Source organism: Enterococcus sp. DIV1682a (assembly GCF_051711005.1).
In the GTDB taxonomy this organism is placed as follows: domain Bacteria; phylum Bacillota; class Bacilli; order Lactobacillales; family Enterococcaceae; genus Enterococcus_B; species Enterococcus_B hirae.
Genome location: NZ_JBIOLT010000001.1, coordinates 1,485,293 through 1,507,553 on the forward strand (window position 1 = coordinate 1,485,293; position 22,261 = coordinate 1,507,553).

Annotated in this window: 23 protein-coding genes and 1 tRNA gene; 1 reads left to right on the forward strand and 23 read right to left on the reverse strand. The window is 36.7% G+C overall.

The features are described from left to right. Positions 1 to 131: 131 nt before the first annotated feature. The 5 genes from IGJ23_RS06750 to IGJ23_RS06770 form a co-directional block, all read right to left on the reverse strand. Positions 132 to 1,064 (reverse strand): dihydroorotate oxidase, encoded by a 933-nt coding sequence (locus tag IGJ23_RS06750; RefSeq protein WP_438774731.1) that lies wholly within the window; start codon positions 1,062 to 1,064, stop codon positions 132 to 134. A gap of 75 nt (positions 1,065 to 1,139) precedes the next feature. Continuing rightward, the gene (locus IGJ23_RS06755; protein ID WP_081127594.1) at positions 1,140 to 1,772 is read right to left on the reverse strand and encodes a PepSY domain-containing protein; all 633 of its coding nucleotides are present in this window, start codon (positions 1,770 to 1,772) and stop codon (positions 1,140 to 1,142) included. A gap of 240 nt (positions 1,773 to 2,012) precedes the next feature. Continuing rightward, positions 2,013 to 2,861: a MetQ/NlpA family ABC transporter substrate-binding protein gene (locus IGJ23_RS06760; protein ID WP_438774732.1), complete on the reverse strand. Its 849-nt coding sequence runs from the start codon at positions 2,859 to 2,861 to the stop codon at positions 2,013 to 2,015. Positions 2,862 to 2,873: 12 nt separating this feature from the next. Next, positions 2,874 to 3,527 carry a methionine ABC transporter permease gene (locus tag IGJ23_RS06765; protein ID WP_438774733.1) on the reverse strand — a complete coding sequence of 218 codons (654 nt, stop codon included), beginning with the start codon at positions 3,525 to 3,527 and terminating at the stop codon, positions 2,874 to 2,876. After that, positions 3,520 to 4,398, reverse strand: a complete 879-nt coding sequence (locus IGJ23_RS06770) for a methionine ABC transporter ATP-binding protein (RefSeq protein ID WP_113821174.1) — start codon at positions 4,396 to 4,398, stop codon at positions 3,520 to 3,522. The genes IGJ23_RS06765 and IGJ23_RS06770 overlap by 8 nt, the downstream gene beginning before the upstream one ends. A 206-nt stretch (positions 4,399 to 4,604) precedes the next feature. Between IGJ23_RS06770 and IGJ23_RS06775 the strand changes: the two genes are divergently transcribed. Beyond that, the gene (locus IGJ23_RS06775) at positions 4,605 to 4,865 is read left to right on the forward strand and encodes a hypothetical protein (protein WP_438774734.1); all 261 of its coding nucleotides are present in this window, start codon (positions 4,605 to 4,607) and stop codon (positions 4,863 to 4,865) included. On the opposite strand, the gene IGJ23_RS06780 is transcribed toward IGJ23_RS06775, so the two are convergent. The 18 genes from IGJ23_RS06780 to IGJ23_RS06865 all read right to left on the reverse strand — a co-directional run bounded on the left by IGJ23_RS06780 (position 4,822) and on the right by IGJ23_RS06865 (position 22,112). Next, positions 4,822 to 4,918: transfer RNA gene (locus IGJ23_RS06780), tRNA-Sec, on the reverse strand. The two genes, IGJ23_RS06775 and IGJ23_RS06780, sit on opposite strands and share 44 nt — an antisense overlap. Before the next feature lie 110 nt (positions 4,919 to 5,028). Then, positions 5,029 to 5,571: a CD3073 family putative ECF transporter S component gene (locus IGJ23_RS06785; RefSeq protein WP_438774735.1), complete on the reverse strand. Its 543-nt coding sequence runs from the start codon at positions 5,569 to 5,571 to the stop codon at positions 5,029 to 5,031. Further along, positions 5,564 to 6,064 carry a CD3072 family TudS-related putative desulfidase gene (locus IGJ23_RS06790; RefSeq protein WP_438774736.1) on the reverse strand — a complete coding sequence of 167 codons (501 nt, stop codon included), beginning with the start codon at positions 6,062 to 6,064 and terminating at the stop codon, positions 5,564 to 5,566. Before IGJ23_RS06790 ends, IGJ23_RS06785 begins: the two co-directional genes overlap by 8 nt. Further along, a complete protein-coding gene (gene selA / locus IGJ23_RS06795; RefSeq protein WP_438774737.1) occupies positions 6,061 to 7,461 on the reverse strand; it encodes an L-seryl-tRNA(Sec) selenium transferase in 1,401 nt (466 codons plus the stop codon). Before selA ends, IGJ23_RS06790 begins: the two co-directional genes overlap by 4 nt. Before the next feature lie 14 nt (positions 7,462 to 7,475). Next, on the reverse strand, positions 7,476 to 8,600 hold the full coding sequence (locus IGJ23_RS06800) for an aminotransferase class V-fold PLP-dependent enzyme (protein WP_438774738.1): 1,125 nt from the start codon (positions 8,598 to 8,600) through the stop codon (positions 7,476 to 7,478). A 1-nt stretch (position 8,601) separates the two neighbouring features. Next, on the reverse strand, positions 8,602 to 10,497 hold the full coding sequence (gene selB / locus IGJ23_RS06805) for a selenocysteine-specific translation elongation factor (protein ID WP_438774739.1): 1,896 nt from the start codon (positions 10,495 to 10,497) through the stop codon (positions 8,602 to 8,604). 12 nt (positions 10,498 to 10,509) lie between these two features. After that, positions 10,510 to 10,767, reverse strand: a complete 258-nt coding sequence (locus IGJ23_RS06810) for a DUF3343 domain-containing protein (protein WP_010737598.1) — start codon at positions 10,765 to 10,767, stop codon at positions 10,510 to 10,512. A 10-nt stretch (positions 10,768 to 10,777) separates the two neighbouring features. Next, entirely contained in the window at positions 10,778 to 11,377 is a 600-nt protein-coding gene (yedF, locus tag IGJ23_RS06815) for a sulfurtransferase-like selenium metabolism protein YedF (RefSeq protein ID WP_438774740.1), read from the reverse strand. Positions 11,378 to 11,446: 69 nt separating this feature from the next. Further along, positions 11,447 to 12,472 carry a selenide, water dikinase SelD gene (selD, locus tag IGJ23_RS06820; protein WP_438774741.1) on the reverse strand — a complete coding sequence of 342 codons (1,026 nt, stop codon included), beginning with the start codon at positions 12,470 to 12,472 and terminating at the stop codon, positions 11,447 to 11,449. Positions 12,473 to 12,677: 205 nt separating this feature from the next. Then, positions 12,678 to 13,550, reverse strand: coding sequence for a sulfite exporter TauE/SafE family protein (locus IGJ23_RS06825; RefSeq protein WP_228196877.1), 873 nt, complete (start codon positions 13,548 to 13,550; stop codon positions 12,678 to 12,680). Between the two features lie 116 nt (positions 13,551 to 13,666). Further along, positions 13,667 to 14,683 (reverse strand): proline racemase family protein, encoded by a 1,017-nt coding sequence (locus tag IGJ23_RS06830; protein WP_126343891.1) that lies wholly within the window; start codon positions 14,681 to 14,683, stop codon positions 13,667 to 13,669. Between the two features lie 13 nt (positions 14,684 to 14,696). After that, positions 14,697 to 15,176 carry a glycine/sarcosine/betaine reductase component B subunit gene (locus IGJ23_RS06835; RefSeq protein ID WP_063627132.1) on the reverse strand — a complete coding sequence of 160 codons (480 nt, stop codon included), beginning with the start codon at positions 15,174 to 15,176 and terminating at the stop codon, positions 14,697 to 14,699. A gap of 21 nt (positions 15,177 to 15,197) precedes the next feature. Beyond that, complete coding sequence (gene prdD / locus IGJ23_RS06840) at positions 15,198 to 15,935, reverse strand: proline reductase cluster protein PrdD (RefSeq protein WP_438774742.1); 738 nt, start codon at positions 15,933 to 15,935, stop codon at positions 15,198 to 15,200. A 12-nt stretch (positions 15,936 to 15,947) separates the two neighbouring features. Then, positions 15,948 to 16,673 (reverse strand): D-proline reductase (dithiol) protein PrdB, encoded by a 726-nt coding sequence (gene prdB, locus IGJ23_RS06845; RefSeq protein WP_080292465.1) that lies wholly within the window; start codon positions 16,671 to 16,673, stop codon positions 15,948 to 15,950. Continuing rightward, entirely contained in the window at positions 16,674 to 16,982 is a 309-nt protein-coding gene (locus IGJ23_RS06850; RefSeq protein WP_010719135.1) for a CBO2463/CBO2479 domain-containing protein, read from the reverse strand. Between the two features lie 13 nt (positions 16,983 to 16,995). Then, positions 16,996 to 18,891 (reverse strand): D-proline reductase (dithiol) proprotein PrdA, encoded by a 1,896-nt coding sequence (gene prdA / locus IGJ23_RS06855; RefSeq protein WP_438774743.1) that lies wholly within the window; start codon positions 18,889 to 18,891, stop codon positions 16,996 to 16,998. Between the two features lie 26 nt (positions 18,892 to 18,917). Beyond that, entirely contained in the window at positions 18,918 to 20,210 is a 1,293-nt protein-coding gene (gene prdC / locus IGJ23_RS06860) for a proline reductase-associated electron transfer protein PrdC (RefSeq protein ID WP_179299865.1), read from the reverse strand. A 735-nt stretch (positions 20,211 to 20,945) separates the two neighbouring features. Then, positions 20,946 to 22,112 (reverse strand): class I SAM-dependent methyltransferase, encoded by a 1,167-nt coding sequence (locus IGJ23_RS06865; RefSeq protein WP_010719132.1) that lies wholly within the window; start codon positions 22,110 to 22,112, stop codon positions 20,946 to 20,948. Positions 22,113 to 22,261: the final 149 nt, after the last annotated feature.

The following is a 22,261-nucleotide window of genomic DNA, read 5'->3' on the forward strand; positions in this document are numbered from 1 at the left end:
TATTATTCTAAAACCACCGGATCGCATAAAAATAAGCCAAAGATTTCCAAAATAAGAGAAACTATGTTTGGATTCTTTGGCTTATTTTTTATTGTTGTCTTTTATTTTATCACTTAGAGAATTGTTAACGATTAGATCGTTTTTAGTTTCCCTCTAAATTCATCGATGGTTCGATACCCTTTTTCTGTCATGATCTGTTCGAGTTCTTTCGTGATCCGATCAAAAATTTTCGGTCCTTCTTTGTGAAGTTCGGTACCGATTTGTAGCATAGTTGCTCCACACAATAAATGTTCAAAAGCATCCTGTCCATTCCGAATGCCTCCAGTACCAATAATTTTGATCTCTGGTTTCAAGCGAGTATAAAAAGCACGGACGTTCGCTAAAGCGGTTGGTTTCACATATTCTCCACCAAGTCCACCGAAACCCTCTTTAGGTTTAATCACGACTGCTTCTTTTTGAGGATCGATATACAAACCATTGCCGATACTATTAATAGAATTTACATAAGTTAAAGGAAATTGATTCAAAATTTCAGCCATTTGATCAAAATGCGCCAAATCAAAATATGGGGGCAATTTGATTCCTAATGGTTTGGTGAAACGGGCAAAAACTTGTTGCAATAAATCTTCCGTCGCCTCAAAATCATAGGCTAACTGTGGTTTGCCAGGAACATTGGGACAAGAAAGATTCAATTCAGTGATTCCTTGAAAGTCACTCTTTTCAATCATTGTCAACATTTCCAAATTTTCTGCTGCACTCATGCCTGCAATAGAGAAAAAGAGCGGTTGTGACTGCTGTTTTTCATAGTTCAATGCATAATCTAAGTAATAATCAAATCCACGATTAGGTAATCCCATTGAATTAATACTTCCAAGAGGTACATCGAAATAACGAGGTTCTGGATTTCCAGCACGTTCATTCAGTGTACAACTCTTTGTGATAAAAGCGCCAGCATTGGATTGTTCCAATTCAACTAGTTCTGTCGTTGTCATGCAATGAACACCGGAGGCATTCATAAAAGGGTTAGCAAAAGTATGATTAAAAAAAGTCGTTTCTAAGGTCAAGTCATTCTCTCCTTTGATGAATCATTTTTTCTAGTTTATCATCAAGTCAAGCAAAAGCAAATAGGATCAAGACAATTAATCATCATTTTCAGTTGCTAAAACTTCTCCCGTTTGACTATTAAGTTTCACTTGAGTACTCTTATTGCCGTTTTTCACTTTCACTTCCCAGTAGGTGGTACCAAGTTCCTTACTAAGATCCCAGTCAGTGGCTGTTCCCCCACCCGCTTGTTTTTCAGCGATTTTCGCTGCTTCTTCAATACTTAGAAGTTTACTTGTGTCCAAAGCATCTTCTTGTTTCTTCTGTCCATTTTGTTCATCTTGATCTAAACGCTCAGGATTTTGTTTTTGGATTTCTTCGTTTGCTGCATTGATCTTCATTTCGTATTCATTTTGGTCATCAACACCATCGATTTTATAAAAGAAACTTCCCCAACTACTATCTAATTCTAAACTGGTAATCGCTGCATTTGGATATTCTTTTTGAAACAACTCAATCGCTTTTTGTGCAGATACTTTGATCTCTTTTGTTGCATTCGTCCCAGAATTCATTGTTTGATTTGATGCTTCGGTTGAAGAAGTTGTTTGTTGACCAGTACTTGTTGACGTAGTCGCTGGAGCTGGCGTTGATTCTGGCGTGGACTGATTCGATTGACAACCTGCTAATAATAGTAATGAGAATAGACCACAAAAAATAACATTAGTTTTCATAAAATTTATTTCCTTTCTTGAATAAAAATCACTTTAGTTTAAGTATACACAAGTAAAGTTGTTCTGTCATTTTTGAACAAATCAATCATTAAATAGCAAAAAAAGACAAGACTAAAAAAGTAATCAGTCTTGTCTAAAAAATCAAAATAAGAAAAAAATTGTCTCCGCTTCTACGAACAAGCAAAACGTGTTTTAAGTAAAAACGCAGTGCTTCCTTTCAATTGCTAATATGTAATACCTTTATTGGCTGCTATTCTCAGTTTCAGAAATGTCAGGTATGATCCAGTAATTATCTTTATTATGACTATTGATATATGTACGGAATTTTTCTGATTGGTAGGCTTTCTTAATTGCTTTTGCCCAATCCGTTTTTTCATTTTCTTTTGTCACAGCAGCTACGATTTGTAATTCAGGCACCATTTTTTCTAGCTCGATCAAATGAAGTTGTTCTCGAATTCCTGCATCTTCAACTGTGCTTCCAGGTATGACTTCAAAATCAAGGTCATCCAACACGTGTGGTAAAGTGTTCGTGTCCATCTCTTTGATATTTAACTGATGGGGGTTATTTGTGATTGATTTTGCAGTCAAGTCAGTACTTTTCACTTGTTTATCAACTTGAATAAAACCAGCTTTAGCAAGAACTGCATAGGCTCGTGCTGCATTACTCGGATCTTGGGGAATCCCAATCATCATTCCTTTTTTCACCTCTTCTTTACTTGTATATTTGGAAGAGTACAAATTACACGGAACAGAGGGTGTAGCAACTAAAGGAACTAAATCAGTCCCATTCTCCTTATTGAAAACATTCATATAAGCGGAGTGTTGAGCAACGTTTACATCAATCTTTCCTTCACCTAAGGCAGTATTTGATTGGATAAATTGAGAAAATTCAATTCGTTTAATCGTATATCCTTCCGATTCTAATATAGGTGCAATCGCATCATCAAATAAATCGTTATACGGTCCTCCAGTTACCCCCATGATAATTTCATGTTTTTTCTGAGCGTGTGATGATTGATCTTTTGAATGACAACCACCCCCAATGAGAACCAATACGAACAGACAGACTATAGTTACTATTTTTTTCATGAAGTTTACTCCTTAATATTTAATTTTATGATAAAGATAATTTCCCAGAAATTGGATACTGTTTATTAAAACAATTAAGATAACTACCGTTACAACAATCATCCCACTATTAAATCGTTGATAGCCTTGGGAAATAGCTAAATCCCCGATTCCTCCTCCACCAACAGTTCCCGCCATAGAAGAGGCATTAATTAGTCCAATCATTGAATTAGTAATAGCTAATATAATCGCCGTTCGAGCTTCAGGTAGAATAAAGTAAAGAATGATTTCCAATCGGTTTGCCCCTAAAGTTTTGGCACATTCGATAATTGTAGGAGGGATTTCTAGAATGGCTTGCTCGATTAAACGGCCCATAAAAGGAACAATATATAACGTTAACGGGACAATAGCAGCAGTTGTTCCAATGGAAGTTCCAACAACTAAGCGAGTAAAAGGCAAAATAGCCACCAATAAAATGATAAATGGCACTGAACGCAAGATGTTGATAAGCGTCTGTAACACCGTGTACATAAGAGAATTAGCTAAAACACCTTGTTTTCTGGTCTCTGCTAATAGTATGCCTAAAGGAACTCCTAAGCCGATAGCGAACACCAAAGAAATACTGACCATATAAATCGATTCATAAGTTGCTTTGAGAATGATCTCTGATGAAAGTATTTCAAACATCAACGGTCACCTTCTCATAACTAATTAGTTGGTCAATAAATTCATTATCAGGAATTTTATTCGTTAGAAAATACATCGCAAAAAAACGTTCTCCGCTAATATGTATGGTTTTGATATCATAGACCGTCCCCTCCATTTTACTTTCTTGAAAACGAGCATAATTTGTGGCATTCATCAGGAAGTAAAGGACATAATTAAAGGAAATCGATTCTTTTTTTGGATACTTAGGATAAATCATATCGGCTAAAAATTCACGAACTAAATTGCTTTGAGGGCTTAAAAACATTTTTTTGGTTGTTGCCTGTTCAATAACTTTTCCTGAATCAATGACAGCCACTTCATCACAAATTTCTTTTATCGCCTCCATTTCATGGGTGACCAAAATGATGGTGGTTCCTAGTTCCTCATTCACTTTTTTTAACAAATTTAGAATACTTTTTTTAGCGGTTGGATCAAGAGCGCTAGTAATTTCGTCGCATAATAAAAGCGAAGGCTCCGTTACTAGCGCTCTAGCAATCCCCACTCGTTGTTTCTGCCCACCAGATAAATGGGAGGGATATGTACTTTTTTTCTCTATCATCGATACATAACGTAAAACGTTTTCAATTCTTTTGTCGTATTCCTGCTTATTGACTTTGCTAAATCTCAGAGCAAGTCGAATGTTATCAGCGACAGTTTTTGACTGCAATAAGGCATAATGTTGAAATATTGTGCTGCTTTTCACATCTTGTGATAGAGATATCTTACCTTTTGTTGGTTGATCTAATCCGTTTATTAAACGAATCATTGTACTTTTTCCTGCACCACTTCGTCCAATGATACCAAAGATTTTACCTTTTGGTATAAATAAATTGAGATCATTTAGGATCATGGCACCTCCAAAAGACTTTGAAACGTGTTCAAATGAAATCAAGCTCTCATTCCTTTCCGGCGCATTCATATAAAAACTTTAACTATGTGGGAATTAATAGAAAGACGATAAAAATCCTTAATAATTAAGTCTTTTTATGTAGTAGATGCGCACATCTATATTTTAATTTCTTCTTTTCGAATTAAATATAGCATGGAAAAATAGCCATGTCGAGACTAATATGTGATTTTAATCACATGGGCATTGATAAAAAGCGAGAAGCAGAATGTTCCTTTCTTACACTTGATGAAAACAGTGATCAAGCAATGAACTACCTTGAAAATAATCAAATGCAGTGGAAATGCAGTGGCGACAAAAAAATAAAGCTAAAAACATCAACAGAACGGCTCTGTATCAATGTTTTTAGCTTTTTATGTATTCAATTGGCGGGAATGTGTAGGAATCGAACCTACCCAAGAAGCTCTTAACTCCTCATACTGGTTTTGAAGACCAGAGGGAACACCAGAACCCATCCACTCCCCTAATAAAAACATTCTAACATTTTTCGTTTGTTCAATCAATATCAAATGCTAGAATGTTTGTAGTTATAAAAGACTGGACTAGCTTTAATATCTGTTAGTTGTTCTCTTTTTATTTTACTAGGATACGTTGCGGTAAACGTTTCATAAACCAAGCAACGAGTAAACAAGAAAGCATCTTATCCACAATATTTCCTGCAACAGTTGCCCAATAAGTTGCAGTGATCATTTCTTTACCGGAAGCCTTGAAAGCAAAAATGAGGATGTCCGTTCCTGAACCGGTAAAACCACCAAATAAAGCTAAACGGATCGGCGCACCGATCATTGGACAAACAACGGCTAATAGTCCCCCTGCTATTAGCGCTTTTTTGTAAGAAAATCCATTCATCGCTAGTAAAGAACAGATAATTGCTACAACAATATTTACGAATACAAAAGGAACAGCCAACGGCCCACTGATGATCCCCATTAATAAATTAGTGGCAATCCCAGTCATTACCCCATAACTCATACCAAAATTGGTGGAAATATAAATCGTTCCCATCGTATCTAAAAATAATAAGGGGATTTTCATTAGTGAAACAGCCTCACCTAAAACAACATTTAAAACAACGGCCATTGCACATAAAGTCAATATTTTCATTTTATTATTCATCGTTTACTTTTCCTTCTAAAAATAGTTTTAATTTCTGATATAAATCGCCTTGTGATTCTTCTGTATACCAAGTTGGAACTTCAAAATAAGGATTAACAATCCCATGATTCTTACATAATTCAAAATACTCTTCCATTAGTACGCCTCGCTGTGCTGAGATGGAACAATTAGGACTTTCATTGATCCCGATGATCCCCAAATAGCGATAATCATTCGCTTGATACTCTTTGATTTGTTGAATGACTGGTTGCAACATACTTTGACATTTTTGACGATAGCTTGGTATAGCAACATATTCTTGATAAGTCATTGGTGCTCTCTCTTTTCCTAAGGTCAAAAATTCAGGACAAGGCAATTGTAGCAACGCAACGCCTTGATTTAATAAAGAAATGGCCAAAGGAAAAGCACCACGAGCCCGTTCCCATCCAGGTATCACCGCATGTTGATTCAAGATGCAGTGTGAAACAACCACAAATTCTCTCTTTAATTTCATGTTATTTCCTCACAAAAAATCTTTTCTAAACTGACGAACACCTGATGAAGTTCTTCTTCAAAAATTGTGCGCATATCTAAATAGTTTCGCTCATTTTTTACCCGACTAATCACTGGAACAATTCCTTTTCTTAGTCTTCGTTGCAGCTCTTCCGCATGGCATTGCTTACTTTTTACTGTTACTGCATAGGTAGGTAATAAGCTTTCTGGATACGTTCCACCACCAACCGTACTATAATCTTTTTCGATAGAGACTTCGAGTTGCTCGATTTTTTTTAACTTTTCAGCTAATATTTGTGCGCGATTCAAACAATTTTCGATCTTATCCGATAGCATTTGCAAAGTAGGCAAGGCTCGAATGGCTTCTTCTTCATCAAGATAAAGTTCTAAAGTTGCTTCTAATGCACTTAGAGTCATTTTATCGACTCTTAATGCACGCAGTAGTTGATTTTCTTTCATCCTCTGAATATACGTTTTTTTACCTACAATAATTCCGGCTTGTGGTCCTCCTAATAATTTATCTCCACTAAAGGAGACCACATCACACCCTTGCTCGATTACTTCTCGAACAGTCGGTTCATACGGTAAGCCAAAGCGGCGCATGTCAATGAGTAGACCGCTACCCAGATCATTGATTAACGGGACTTGATGTTTTTGTGCTAAGAGAGTTAACTCTGATAAGTGAGGAGTTTCTGTAAATCCAATGATTCGATAATTACTGGTGTGGACTTTTAAAATCGCTCCAGTTTCAGAAGTCAAAGCCTGTTGGTAATCTCTAATATGCGTTTTATTGGTTGTTCCAACTTCTCTAATTTTTCCACCTGTTGCGGTAATTACCTCTGGAATACGAAAAGACCCTCCTATTTCAACAAGTTCCCCTCGAGAAACCAATACTTCTTTATCAGTAGCCAAAGTATCAAGAATTAACATAACAGCTGCTGCGTTATTATTCACCACTAAGACGTCTTCTGCTCCAGTAAGTTTTTTTAGAATATGCGTTAAATGATTGTATCTGGTACCTCTCTTGCCACTAGTTAAATCCATTTCTAAATTTGAATAGGAAAAACTTATTGTCTTTAATTGTTCCTCAATTTTCTTACTAAGTAAGGAACGCCCTAGATTTGTATGCAGAATCGTACCTGTCCCATTAATTACTTTTTGTAACGAATATGTTCGTTGTTTCACTTTTTCAATCACTTGAATACAGAGTTCTTCAATCGTTGGGGGTAACACTTCTTCTTTTAAAACAGTTTTTCTAGTTTGCTCTAAAACACTTTGTACCTGTTGTTTGACTAATCCGTAAGAATACTTTTTTTCTAACATTTGCAATTCAGGAGTTTTTAATAAACGATCCACTGAAGGCAAATCTGCTAATCGTCGTTGTATTTCTCTATCCATCGTTTACCTGCTTTCTATCGTTTTGCAATTATTTTCAACGCCTTTATGGTTTTTTCTATTTCTTCTTCTGTTGTAAAACGGGATAAGGATACTCGAACAGTTCCAGTATTTTTAGTTCCTAAATCTTGATGTATTAGCGGTGAACAATGGTAGCCTGAACGTGTGGCAATGCCAAACTCTTCCCACAGAATGTCACTGATTAAAGCTGATTCTGCAGATCTGATATTCAACGAAAAAACGTCTATATGCTCTTTCGTGAAATCTCCATAAAACGTTAATTCTGAAATCTTCGTCGCTTCTTGGTAGAAGTAGTTTCCCAATGATGGTGTCTCTTGGGACATTAGCCAACCTACACTGGCTGCTAATCCAGCAATTCCTGGCACATTTGCTGTCCCAGCTTCCAACATTGCTGGCAATTCATCCGGCTGCTCCTTAGAGAAGGACTTCATACCATCACCACCAGTTATTATCGGTGTAAGTTTCAGTTTTTTGTGAATACAGATGCCACCAATTCCTTGTGGTCCATGTAACGCTTTGTGTCCAGTGAAACAAGCCGCTGCGACCTTCCCATCACTTAAGTCAATTGGTAGATGTCCAGCTGTTTGAGAAATATCTAAGATTAAATAAAGCTGATGTTTGTGGCAAAAACGTTTTATCCATTCAATATCTAAAAGATTCCCTGTCACATTACTCGCATGATTGCAGACCACTACTTTGGTTTTTGCGTTTAATTTCTCAGTAAATTCTTCATAATTCAACTGTCCAGTGATCGGATGACTACTGATAATGTCGCAGGAAACGCCTAGTTTTTCTAATTGATAGAGTGGTCGCAACACGGAATTGTGTTCCCAACTTGTGGTCAATACATGATCACCAGCTTGAATGAACCCTTTTAATACTGCATTAAGAGCAATGGTCGCGCTTCCAGAAAAAATAATTTCATATAAATCCCCGGTATGAAAAAAATTTTTTAATGTATCTCTTGCCATTTCTATTAATTGATAAGCACGAATGGAATAGCTATGAGCGCCACGAGCTGGGTTGCCATACCTCTCACTTTCAAGCACATCCAGGATTGTTTGTTTCATACAAACCGGCTTTTGGACTGTCGTAGCTGCATTATCTAAATAAATAGTCATACTAGTCTCCTTCTTGTTTCCCTAAAATCCGATAATTTTCTACTCGTTTTGTGATGCCGAGTTTATCGATTGATTCTAAAATAAGCATGGAAGCTTTTCGGCTCGAGTTTGTCATATCACGAAAATCAGCCAGTGTCATTTTCTTGTTTTTCTTAATATAAGTCCGGATTTGTTGAATAGCTTGTTGGTAAATCTTTCCTGACAGAACATATTCGTGGGTTAAAAAAACAGCGCTGGTGGCATCTAAAGCTTCCAATACTTCTTCAGCATTTTTGTCTAAAAGGGCTAACTCTTCTTTTTTTATCGGCATATAACCACTGTTTTTTAGATAACGTTCAATTTTTTGTTTGGCGACTTGTTGATAGCTATTAAATTGTACTTGAAAATCATAAACAGATAATCGTTTCTGTTGTTCTTTGATTACGTTGAATTTTTTTAATAATTGAATCAAGACGAAAACTTCTTTTTCGGTCAAGCCATTTCGTATTTTAGAACGAAATTCTTCTAAAGGCATACCATCCCGTAGACGATATTTTTTGTGATACTCTTCTAAGATCTTTTGTGCTTTTCCTGCTAATTGTTGGTATCTTTCATAAAGTAAAAACCCACAAGAGGTAAAGAAGATTTGACTTTTATCCTGTAGTTCTTCTAATGAATGGCTTAGTTGATCAAGGGGAACACCCAGATAGGTCAACAATTCTTTTTCTACTGTAAATGGCTGTTTCTTATTTAACATAAAATCAATTATCATACTGTTTAGATTGCCATTTTCTTTCGCTTTTAAGCTTTCTAAAATCGCCTGCTTGAATCGTCGATGTTTTTTTGGAACGGCGTTTAAGACTTCGCCTCCAGCAATCGTATGCATGGGTGAATAAGAGCGTAGAATAAAACGATCTTTTTCTTTTACAGAAACTTTTTCTTCTAATCGTAACTGCAAAAAGCCTTCTTCGTTTGGTCCAATCCAATCTAATCCTAATGGAACAGTACGAGCCATTACTTCTTTTGTTCCGATCAACACTCTTACCCGATCCCATAGATTAATTCCCCCATTCGTCCCTGCCAAGCAAGATACCTTAACATCCAACATCCAGCTTTCCTCTAAAGAATCCGCGGTTGATAGAACATCCCCGCGCGTGACTTCTTCACGGGTAATGTTTGCTAAATTGATGGCAGTTCGTTGTCCAGCATATGCTTTTTGAACATTATTTTCATGTACCTGAAGATTTCTTATCCGAACTTTTCGCTTATTTGGATAGAGATAGCAGTTTTCTCCAACGGTTAGTTTCCCTTCCAGCAAAGTGCCTGTAACTACTGTACCGAAGCCTTTTACACTGAAAACCCGATCGATATTTAACCTTGGTGTTCCACTACTTACTTGTTCTGATGTTTGCTCCGTGTAGGCTTCGATTTTTTTTAGTAATTGTTTGATCCCTTTTCCGCTAATGGCATCGGTTTCAATTATTTCCGCTTTTTCTAAAGGCGTGTGAAGTAATTGATCACGTATATCTTCGATGACTAGTTCTTTCAATTCAGCATCAATCGTATCAATTTTTGTTAATACAATTAAAAAATGGTGGATTCCTAATAAATTCAAAATATCAATATGCTCTTTTGTTTGAGGCATGATTCCTTCACTAGCATCAATGACTAATAAAATAAGATTAAGACCAGGTAGTCCAGCAACCATATTTTTAATAAATTTTTCATGGCCAGGAACATCTACGAAACCCACACGTTGTTGATTTGGTAAATTTAAGTAAGCAAATCCTAGATTAATCGACATGCCCCTTTTTTTTTCTTCTTTTGTTGTGTCAGTATCTATTCCAGTCAGCGCTTTGATCAATGTTGTTTTTCCATGATCAATATGCCCAGCTGTTCCAATTACAATATTTGCCATTTCTTTTACCCCTTATAATAAGTAATACGTTACATCCAATCCAACTTGAAGCGCTTTATAAAAACCTTCTGATGACACATTATTTTTAGCTAAAATATGACGTATCTGATTTTCAGCTTCTAGCGGAAATTTTAAAGAAAAACCACAGCTAAGATATATTTTTTCGGGTGTAGGAATGATTCTTACAGATAGTTTAGCTGATTGGCACATCAGCTCAGCTCTCATTGCTTCACGTGTCGAATGAAATAATACCACTCCATATGACTTCATTGTTTACTCCTTAAGGTTTGATGATTTTTTTAGATTGTCGCATCATTTCAACAATATGATACATATTGGTCACTTCACCGACTTTACATTTTTCACTGAGATTATAATAGTTAAGACAGGCTCCACAAGCATAAATTTCTATCCCATTTTCCGAAAGAATCTGTAAATCCTCCAAGGAATCCGAGTTGTCGCTTACTAAATGGACCCCACCATTGTAGAAAATGATTTTTTCGGGCAAATCAGGTTGTTCGGTTAAAGAATAAATAAACATTTTTAATAATTGTTTCCCTAATTCTTTCGACCCTTGCCCCATCGTATTCGTGTCGACAACAACTATATAATTGTCTTCAATATCATTTTCTCTTGTAAGTTCTTGTTCATAAATAGAAGCTACCTCTCCTTTTTTCTTGGAGATACGTACAGTAAACGATTGTGCATCATTTTGCTCTACTTGATAATCATAACCTAGTTGTCCCGCCATTTTTTTTAGGTTTTGTGCAGCAATCTCATTATCGACAGTTGTTTCTACTGTATCGTTTTCTTCCAAAGCTTTCTTTGTTTCAATTACTGGAAGGGGACATACTTTTCCCAATGCGTTAATTTTAACCATTTTGATTCTCCTTTCCATGTGTAGTTAATCATGGGATCAGTTTATTAGACTAATCGAACAATTTTTTTCTTAATAAACCATGATTTCTGCTGTCTTTTTTTTCGTAACAACGCCAAAATCTTTGGCTAAGATATTGGCTGATTTCAGCTCTTCTTCTAATTTTTTTGCTTCTTTAGCTGGGATACTTATCAATAATCCTCCAGATGTCTGTGGATCATATAGCAACTCTTCGATCCCTAAGTCATCGACATAAAAGGCCATCTTTTTTTCCATAAAATTTCGGTTTCGTTGTCCTCCAGCAGTAAAAAGAAAGGCTTTTGCTCCTTCATAAGCTTCTTCAAAATATGGCAGTTTTTCTGAATAGATTTCAGCTGAAAAATTGTCATGTAACATTTCATGAAGATGTCCTGCTAACCCAAATCCTGTTACGTCGGTACAACTAGTGATTGGATATTTTCTGATGATAGCCATCGCATATTTATTTAAGGTTTCCATACTTTTTGTTGCTTTGGCAAACCCTTCTTTGGTTATTGCCCCGGCGCTATAACCAATGGTAATAATGCTTACACCTAGAGGTTTTGTTAAGATTAAGTGATCTCCTTCTTGACAAGTATTATTTTTGTAAATATTGTTTGGATGAATTGTGCCAGTTACAGAAAGTCCATATTTGACTGAACGGTCATGGATTGAGTGCCCACCTGCTAAGATTCCACCTGCTTCTTGTACTTTTTCAGCCCCACCTCTTAAAATCTCTTTTAAAACCTGTAGTTCATTTTCTTCAGGAAAAGCAACAATATTTAAGGCAGATAATACATCCCCTCCCATCGCATAAACATCACTCATCGCATTGGCAGCAGCAATTTTGCCAAATAAATAAGGATCTGTCACCATAGTAGGAAAAAAGTCTAACGTCTGAATAATTGCTAATTCATCGGTCAATTTGATAACGGCTGCGTCATCTGCTGCATCAAAGCCCACTAACAATTTTTCATCTTGGGATTTAGGGAGGTCTGCTAAAATATTCCCTAGATTTCCAGGACCAATCTTAGCGTTACATCCACCACAAATAATTAATTGTTCGATTTCTTTTTTCATTGGCATCCACTTCCTTTTCATATAGTGTAATAATTGATGACTTTTCCTCTGCTGCTTACTGTTTCATTTTCTATAGTTACACCAACAATCAGAAAATAGCGGGCAAATCATTAAAATAACTATGCTAGTTTGATGTACTAAAAATGAAGAAGTGGCTGTACAGTTCTTTCCACTCCTTCACATTTTGCTACTAGATTAAGCTTTTCTATTTTTTAGAAAACATTCCTTTTCGCATATATGTAATTCCTGAGTAAATAATTACAGCAATGATTACCCAAGTCAGCATATTCAAATCTAAACTTGTGACGAATTTAACAGCAATAATTACCCCAATCACTCCACCAATCGTAATTGCCAAACTAACTTTACGCGCATAATCACCAGATTTAATAAAGTTACCTGAAGCAACGGGCATCAATCCTGCACAAGAAGCCATCATAATAGGAAAAGCAACAAGCGGACTTAACCCCAACATGTATACTAATGCCATACATGGTGCATATAAACCTACGCCAATCGTCATTAATGCACCTAAGAGGAAATTACCGATGACGCCGATGATTAGCTTAAGACCTGTTAAAGCAGTCGCTTCATTTCCAGAGCCTAAGAGATCTAGCATTCCAGCTTGTTTTAGCCCCATTAAAATTGCTGTCACAATCAAAGCAAGTCCCATAAAAAACTGCACCTTTTTTTCAGGTAGCTTACTGACTGTTTTTGAACCCACAAACGAACCCACAATTGCTGCTGCAACTAATGAAAACAGAGTAATAGGTGATACTTTAACAACAGTAATGAAAATAAAAGCTTCAATGATTACCGGAATAGAGTGTGCCACATTGAGCGTTCCTGGTAATTGTCGATCGTTATCTAATTGCTTGGTAAATTCTAGTAACATGGTTGTTGGCGCAAAACTACCAATGCCTAATGTATCTAAAAAATCGGTAATTAACCCAATCGTTCCAGAAATAAGATAATTTCCTCCACCCCAATTTCCTTTATTTGCAAGTAAGTCGCGAACAAAAAAGAATAAGAAATAGAGTAATAAAACGCTTAATAAACCCAACAGTAGTTGTACCATGATACCTCCTTAATAGTAAGCAGAGTTTTACTAACCCATCATTTTTTGTGTAACCATCTGTAAATGGCTAGGACTAGAGAATTTAATTCACATTTTGGATGGTTATACCGTGTATTTTAATCAAGTAAAAATCCATTTTTTAATGAGTCTTTAGGATCGACAAGGAATTGATTAAATCCTGTAATATAAGCAGATCCCGTCACTTTGGGAATAATCGCTTGATAATTTCCTACACGTGTTTCCTTTGTAATTTCTCCCTTAAACATCGTTCCTAAAATACTTTCATAGACAAAACTTTCACCAATTTTCAACTCGTTTTTTGCATACAAAGTTGCTAATTTAGCACTCGTTCCCGTTCCGCAAGGTGAACGATCAACTTGCCCATCCCCGAATACCACGACATTTTGATAAGTAGCTTCAGGACTTTTAGCAGGACCATAAAATTCGACTAAGTCAACGGTTTTAATATGTTTTAATCGGGGATGTTGGATCTCGATATTTTGATTAATCGCTTCGCGGATTTTTAGACCTGCTTCAGTAAATCTTGACGCATTCTTCGGCTCAATTGTTAAACCAACTTCTTCGGCTTTTAATATGGCAAAAAAACTTCCGCCAAAAGAAATATCCACATGAACTGTCCCAATATCGGGCACACTCACTGCCACATTTTCTTTATATAGAAAGGATTCCACGTTTTCAAAAGAGACCGATTCCGCAGAGTAATCTTCATCCAGATGAACCTCTCCGCAAACAATCCCCGCAGGTGTATCTTGCGTTACTTTAACCACACGGGTGCCTTCTCCTACATCTACCCAGCCCAATTCTACAGCTGCTGTCATTGCCGCAATGGTGTTGTGACCGCACATATTTAAATAGCCACCAGAATCCATGAAAATAATCCCGTAGTCTGCCTCATCATGAACCGGTTCACAAATAAAAGCCCCGAACATATTTTTATGCCCTCGTGGTTCATGCATTAGCATTTTACGTAAATCATCTGCTTGTGTTTCCAGGTATATTTTTTTATCCGCCATCGTTTTTCCATGAAATTTAGGAATGCCTCCTACAATTAACCGAGCGGCTTCACCAGCTGTATGGGTATCTACTACTGATATCATTTTTGATACTTTCATACTAACCTCCACGTTACTTCAATTTTTGATTATCTTTACGCATCTTTAGTTTTATAAAAGCAAGCGCTTTAACTGCATCATAGAAAGTGATCGTATTTTCTCCAACCACTTCCGTTTCAATCCCTGCTTGTGATTTATTAAAATCCAGCACATATTTTGTATAATCATTTTCTACGACAAACTTGGCTTGTTTCCCAATAAATTTGAGCCCAATAACACTGATGCCACGACAACCTATTTCTTCTAGGGTATTGGCAAAATCGATGTCTGAATTTCCCCAACCATCTGTTGATAAAACAACGCCATCTGTAGCCATCGCTTCTAGCCAAGTAGCTGTTCGTTGTCCGACTAGATGCTTCATTTCATTGCTTTGAGGCGTGCCAATAATAATAACACCTTGGAAATCAATGTCAGGATCTTTGCTTAAAACATCCAGTAAAGGATCTTTAAAAAGGTGCATCGAAGTTTCTTTAGTTGATGGTCCTATTCCCATAAAAATCCCCTTTTCTAACAATTAGACCATTGAACGAATGGCACCATCACGATACTCATTGGCAGATAAAAAGATGGGCATATTATTCATATTGATAATCGAATGACCACCCTTAAACCCACTAGGTTCATCTGGAAATAATAACATATCGTACATCGCACCTTGGCCAGCTACCTGCTTGACCAACGTCACTTTTGGCTTTCCCGGATTTCTTTTTTCTTCATAGATATGTGTTTCCGTTGCTTCCTTACCATCTAGCAACTTTAATTGTTCTCGGATTTCCTGCAGATAATTGTCAACTATCCGAAACAATTTTAAACATAACTCACGATCGAAAGGTGTTCCTTTCTTGACAAGTAAGTCAATCAAAATAATGTAATCCTCTGCGTTAGGTGTGCCCGGTCGATTTAAAAATAAATGATCACGCAATACACCATCAGAAGAACCAAACTCATGGAGCTGTTCACCCTCATCGATTGTGCCGGTCATTATGACCGACACTCCTGTTAATGTATGGGTGATACCCGTCCCCAAAACGCCTAATACTTTAGCAGAAATTGGTAAAATATCCATGATAGTATTTGTTTTTAGGTCTAACTGATCTGGCTCTAACAATCGGATCGTCAAGGATTTGACATCCTCACACAGACAATCAAATTCAGTTTTTATCTGTAGTTGATTGTGATCAAGCTTAAATTGATTTCCTATGGAAACTTTTTCCATATGGAAAACTTTCATTTTTAATGTTTCTCCTTGCATGCTGATCCCTCTTTACACATGAGCGATATATTCATAAGGTAATGGCACAATTTTCCCTGGTGTTTCGATTGAAACTAGGCTTTCTAAAGTATCTTTTAAAATACCCGTTTGCATGTCAATATTATGTGGTTCTCCGGCATTAGCGCCCATCGGTACACGTGGTGCTACAGCTCTAGGTGAACCATTTTGCCGTACTACTGGTGGTAATGCGGCGATTAAAATAGTAGGAATCCCTGCTTCCTCAATTGCTCTCTGCACGATCACGGCAGTTCTATGACAGGTCCCTCAACCAGCAGTTAAAACAACCGCGTCAACTTCTTCTTCTACGAGTTTTTGTGCGATTTCTGGTCCCGTCTGTTCATTAAAGGCATCTTGGTCACCGCCGCCTCCCATAAAGCCATAATGTACAGGGGCAGCTTCTTTAATAAAGCCGTCTTTTACTAATTCATGTAATCGGTCAATCGGAAACATTGCATTGACATCCCGATTAACGTCTGCGTTGTCATATCCACCATGTGAGACCATTAAATCTTCACTTGGTACTCCATCTGGAATCTCACGATACGTTGTGTCTCCTGCCAAATTAAAACGTGTATCACTTTTTAAGTGGACACCAGCTGCCGTTGCTAAAGCAATCCGCATCTCTTTCAGCTCTTTTTTAACGGGCGTAAAGACGGATTTGGGTGTGATTGGTACAAAAATTTCTGACTGTAATCCTTCGAATACTGTTAAACTCATCTACTCATTTTCCTCTCTCATTTTTATTTTCTTCTGTTGATTTTTTAAACGTCGACGTTCATGTTCTGTGATTGCTTCAACGTAATGAGTATTGGCTGCTTCTTCCAAAACCTCTGGATAACTCATCAAAAATCCAACTTCTTGTCCTATTTTTAAATCGTACTCTGAAATAATCATACGCCGCGGTATTTTTAATTGACCTAGTCGTCCTTTGATATCAATAGTTACGCTCGCATCTCGAACTTCAACAAGTATCCCTTCAAACATTTGTTCAGTAGAGACATACTTTAATTTTTCGATTCTATCCATTTTGCACCTTATTTTATTCTTTTTCATAAATTTCTTGACGTTTTTTACTTTTCGGCAAAGATTGCTCATTTTCTTCCAGGTCTATTTTTCTTCCTGTTGTTTTTTCGATAATCTCAATGTTGTTTTGTTTGACATTCGGATTCCATTTACGTTCAGCTGGTTTAATTGTTCCTCCACCCATTAACGTTTTTAACATAGCTAAATCACGAATAGCGTCTTCTCTACACAAGGTATTATTTGATAAAATTTCATTTTCAATCCCTTGTTTTGATTTATTATTATCAACCATTGCGCCCATTTCAGAATTACCAACAACTAAGGCTCCTTGAACAGCACTATAAGAGTCGCCAACCACTTTGATTCCACGTTTTCCAATTTCTTCCATGTGAGAAGCGAAATCAATATGATTATTTCCGAAACCTTCAGTGGTTACAATGGCACCATCAATGTCCATGGCTTCGACAGTCATTCCTAAACGTTTTGAAACATAATATTTTTCAGTATTCGCTTGTGGAGAGCCGACGAACATAACACCGACTAAATCAATTTCTTCATCTGCCATTGCTTCTTTAACAAGCGGTTCCCGCCAATAATGGCGTGAAGTTTCTTTCGAAGCCGGTCCAATACAAGTTAACGCATGGATTCCTCCATCTAATACTTCTGTTGGTGCCAATAGGATTGGCAAATTGCCAAGGTCAACATTTGGTTTTGCGCCAAATGTTCCAACTGGCTCGATGGGCATAATCAAATTATCATGCATCGCACCTTGCCCCATTATTTCTTTGATGATCAAAACTTTCTTATTGCCAATTCGACGTTTCTGTATAATTTCTTCTGAATGTATCACCAATGATTCATCCGCTTTTTTGAGGGCTTCACGAATTTCTTGAGTGATGTAATCAGAAGCTTTGTGAGCGGCTAGCGGACCCGGACGTTCCATATTCGCGTGTTCTTTGATTGTCACTTGGGTTTTAATAAAGATTTCTCCTTTATCTGGTGCCCCAGGTCGTCCCCACATAATGTTACGATCTAATTCTCCTTCAGAAGAACCAAATTCACCGATTTGAACTCCATTAGCATCCGTCCCTGTAACAACCATGACGACACCATCCAGTACTCGGGTAATTCCATGCCCAAGATCGCCTTCAACTTTTGCGGCAATTGGCTGAACGTCCATAATCGTTTCACTATATTCAGTGTATTTATCTGGTGTAATGATTTCTAAAGTCATATCTTCAACGAGCTGTTCCAGTTCAACTGCTTCAGCACAAATTTCTGTCATTTTTCGTAAAATTAAAGTTGTTCCTTCGATTTTTGTTTCTTCCCCAAAAATCACCTGATCAATTTTTAGATGATCATGTCGTACAGAACGAATCACTTTTTCTTTCACCTGATTTGAGTTTTCCAAAACCGGTGCTGGTATTACTGGCGTTACTTGCTCAGGAATCATTGATTCCGGTGCAGGATTTACCGTTTCGGTTAACTGAGCAGCCATCATTAAAGGAAGCTCTAAATCAATTCCTTTTCCTTCAGCAATATGAATTTTAATAGTCTGACCACTTGTTACAGAAGATGAAGCAGTTTGAATTGGCGTCGCAATTGTTTCAGAAGTCTCAACTTCTTTTTTTTCATTTAAATGAACTTCTTTCATTCCTTCAGATACACCTTCCAGTAATTCTTTTGTCAATGGAATCAACGCATCCGTTGTTTCTTTTAATGTTGTACCAAGTACTTGTTCAATTGTTAACACATCTTCAGAAAATTCAAGTAACCCTGATTCTTCCAGATCAAGAAAAATTGCGGGGTCCTCTAGATTTTCTGGCGTAATCACTGTGCCTGCTTCCGCACGACAACAGAGTACAGCTAGATCTTTTGCATGTTCTTGGGCAGTTTCAGCCGTAATAGACATTCGTTAAATCCTCCTAAAATTTAAATTTATTTCGTTGTAGGTAATTTACGATATAGTCTGTGCCCATCTGCCCGAAGTACATGATCTGTATGATGATAAACCGGAACTCCTAACCTAGGAGCTACACCAATAACGGTGTTCGTTCAATCAGAACAAGTTCCAGTCATCACAACTTCAGCACCTGCTTTTTTCAAAGCAAAGACTGTTTGTGCTTGTCCTGGACATATACCTGGCAAGGTACATCTATATCTTCCATTCACTTTTACCATTCGCTTACAGCGTTGTGTAGCAACAACTTCAGCACCCATGTTTTCAGCTATTTCAGTCATTCTTTCTTCTGAACCGCCGCATTCACAAAGTAATAGTCCTATTTTTCGATGTTCTTGAGGAAATGGCATAGCAACCAATACCCCTCCGCTGGTTTTCGTAATGGGGGTTTCTTCCGTGCCGCTATGACCAGTCATTGGTCCACCGATCACAATTTCTCCATGGGGCTCAATAAAACCTCCAACTTGATCAATTAATTGCTTGACAGGTGTTCCAATTGGGACATCTTTAAAGACTGTTTTCTTTTGTTTTACACGACCAGATACCGTAAGATCTTTATCAATAAATGGCTTTCGCTGTTCAATCGCTTCGACAATGCGTTTAATTGTTTCAACATTATCCACTACTGCTCCGATTTCGATTGGCAGTTGACCAGGGTCTAAAGTGATGTTCAACACTTCACGAATCACTACACGTTCATCGCCTGCAGGATAGATGTCAGGTAATTGGTAAACATCTATTGTCGGTTCATTGTTGGTAAACTTTAACAATTGTATGACTAACTCTCGATGTTTTCCTTTAACAGCAATGATTCCTTTGGGTGCTTTCGTAATGCTCATGCAATACTTTATTCCACGAATCAATTGTTTGATTTGACTTTTCATTTGCTTTACATTGTGAAGTAATAAAGCTTCACATTCTGCACCATTTGCGATAAAGATGCCTTCTGGTATTTCACAAGATAATTTTATATCTGTCGGAAACCCAGCTCCACCAGCTCCGACAATTCCGGCTTCTTTGATTGCTTGAATATAAGAGGATGTTTCTGGAATAGGAAGATAACTTGAAAAATTTTGCTTTTCATCAATCTTTAGCACAATCTGATCGTTGGTTACTTCTGATACAACGCCTGAAAAGCTAGAATGAATGTTTGCTCCTAATCCATCTGGTTTAGCAATTTTTTGTCCACGTTGCACATATTCGCCTATTTTTACCATACTCTTTGATGAAGCGCCTACATGTTGTTTTAATGGTATAAGAATTTTTTCCACTCTTTTCACCTCCCTCGTTTTACTTGAACTTGAGTAAACTAGCCACCCACAGCTCATGTTTATAATATCACAATATAGAGGTTTGATGAACGCTTTATTTATAAACAATTGTTATTTATAGTTCTATAAATGCTTTTATAACAACGAAAATATATGTATTGTTTTTTATTTAAATATAGATAAAAAATAACAATATGTACTTAATGATTATATACATAGAGTGAGAACTGATGGAAAATCTTTTTTCACTTTATTGAACGACACATAAAGTCTATGCAATTTTGATTATCATAATTTTTTCATTTTCATTCATCAAAAAATACAGTTTAGCACGGTTGCTCTTTCAATATCTGTTCTATTCTATTGGCAAAATCAGCTCGATAATCATCTCCTTTTTAGCTAATAAAAAATCAAAAAAATATGTTAGAGAGCAATAGACATTTTCACAATAAAAAAGGGACTGGGACAAAATTTGTCTCAGTCTCTTCTAGTATCTCTAAAAACGAATAAACGGTGTTCAAACATCAGCCCCTTGAAATAAGCCTGAATTTTTCAAAACATGAGAAGCTGTTTCAAAAAATTCTTTCTTATTGTCATCAGAGCTACCCGATGTTTTTACGACCTCTGATTCACGGCGTTCAAGAAGCAACTCCTCAATAATAAGGGGGGAGTTGCTTCTTTCAAAGCCTCTTTTCATGCGAATCTTAATTCATATTTTTTATTAGGTTTCTCCCCTTATGCACGATGCATTGGAAGATCATTATTACTTGGTTGAACAAGTAAGTATTGGATAACATCAATGTTACTTGATTCAAAAGATGCTGCACAAGCTTGAAGGTAAAGATCCCACATTCGATAGAAGGAATCGCCCATAGTTTCTGTTACCTTGTCTTGTACTTTATGGAAATTATTTGTCCAATGTTCTAAAGTAAGCTGATAGTCCCGGCGCAAACTTTCTAAATCAATTAACTGTAAATCATTATCCGTAATATCTGTTACGATTTCTGCTAATCCTGGAATGTATCCACCCGGGAAAATATATTTGTTGATCCAAGCATTAACTGCCCCACCTTGCTGACGAGTAATACCGTGAATCAACGCTGTTCCTTTAGGAGCTAGTAATTTTTGGATGACACCAAAATACTCTTTTAAGTTGTCTGCTCCCACATGTTCAAACATCCCGACACTTGTAATATGATCAAACGTTTCATCTTTAAGATCACGATAATCCATTAATAAGACCCGACATTTATCTTCCAGATGTTCTTCTTTGATCCGATTAGTAATATGGTTATATTGTTCTTCACTCAAGGTAATACCAGTTGCTTTTACATTGTATTCTTTGATAGCTGTAAACATCAAGGTTCCCCAACCACAACCGATATCTAATAACGTATCATTATCCTTGATGAAAAGTTTATCTAAGATGTGGTGGACTTTATTGATTTGGGCTTGTTCCAATGTATCTTCAGGTGTCTCAAAATAAGCACAAGAATAGGTTAATGTTGGATCTAGCCACATTTCATAAAAATCATTTCCTAGATCATAATGTGCATGAATATCTGCTTGATTTTGTTTTTTTGTGTGTTTTTGCTTTTTAGGAAGCCATTTTAAATAGTCGCTCCCTCTTAAAAAGCTGTTTGCTTGTTGGTAAGCATCGTTGATCAACGCTTGAATACTTCCCTCAATCTCAATACGATGATCCATGTAAGCTTCACCTAGAGCTAGAGAGGCGTTATTTGTGATTTCTTTCATTGGTATTTCTTCATGGATCTTAATTTTGATTTGGGGAGGATTGTCAGTATCTCCATAGCGTTTTGTCGTACCATCCCAGTAAGTAACTTCGACTGGAAGGGAGAAAGAACGTGAAAATAATTGATTATATACTGTTTTTTCTAACATGATTTTCCTCCTTAGAATTGCTACTATTTAACGTTAATACTAAAAATTAAAAGAATCAACTCAGAAGGGTATTTTTCAGAAAAAAATCTTTGTTACCTATCAAATTTTCATTATTTTCACATTTATTTTCTCATAATTAGTTGATGATC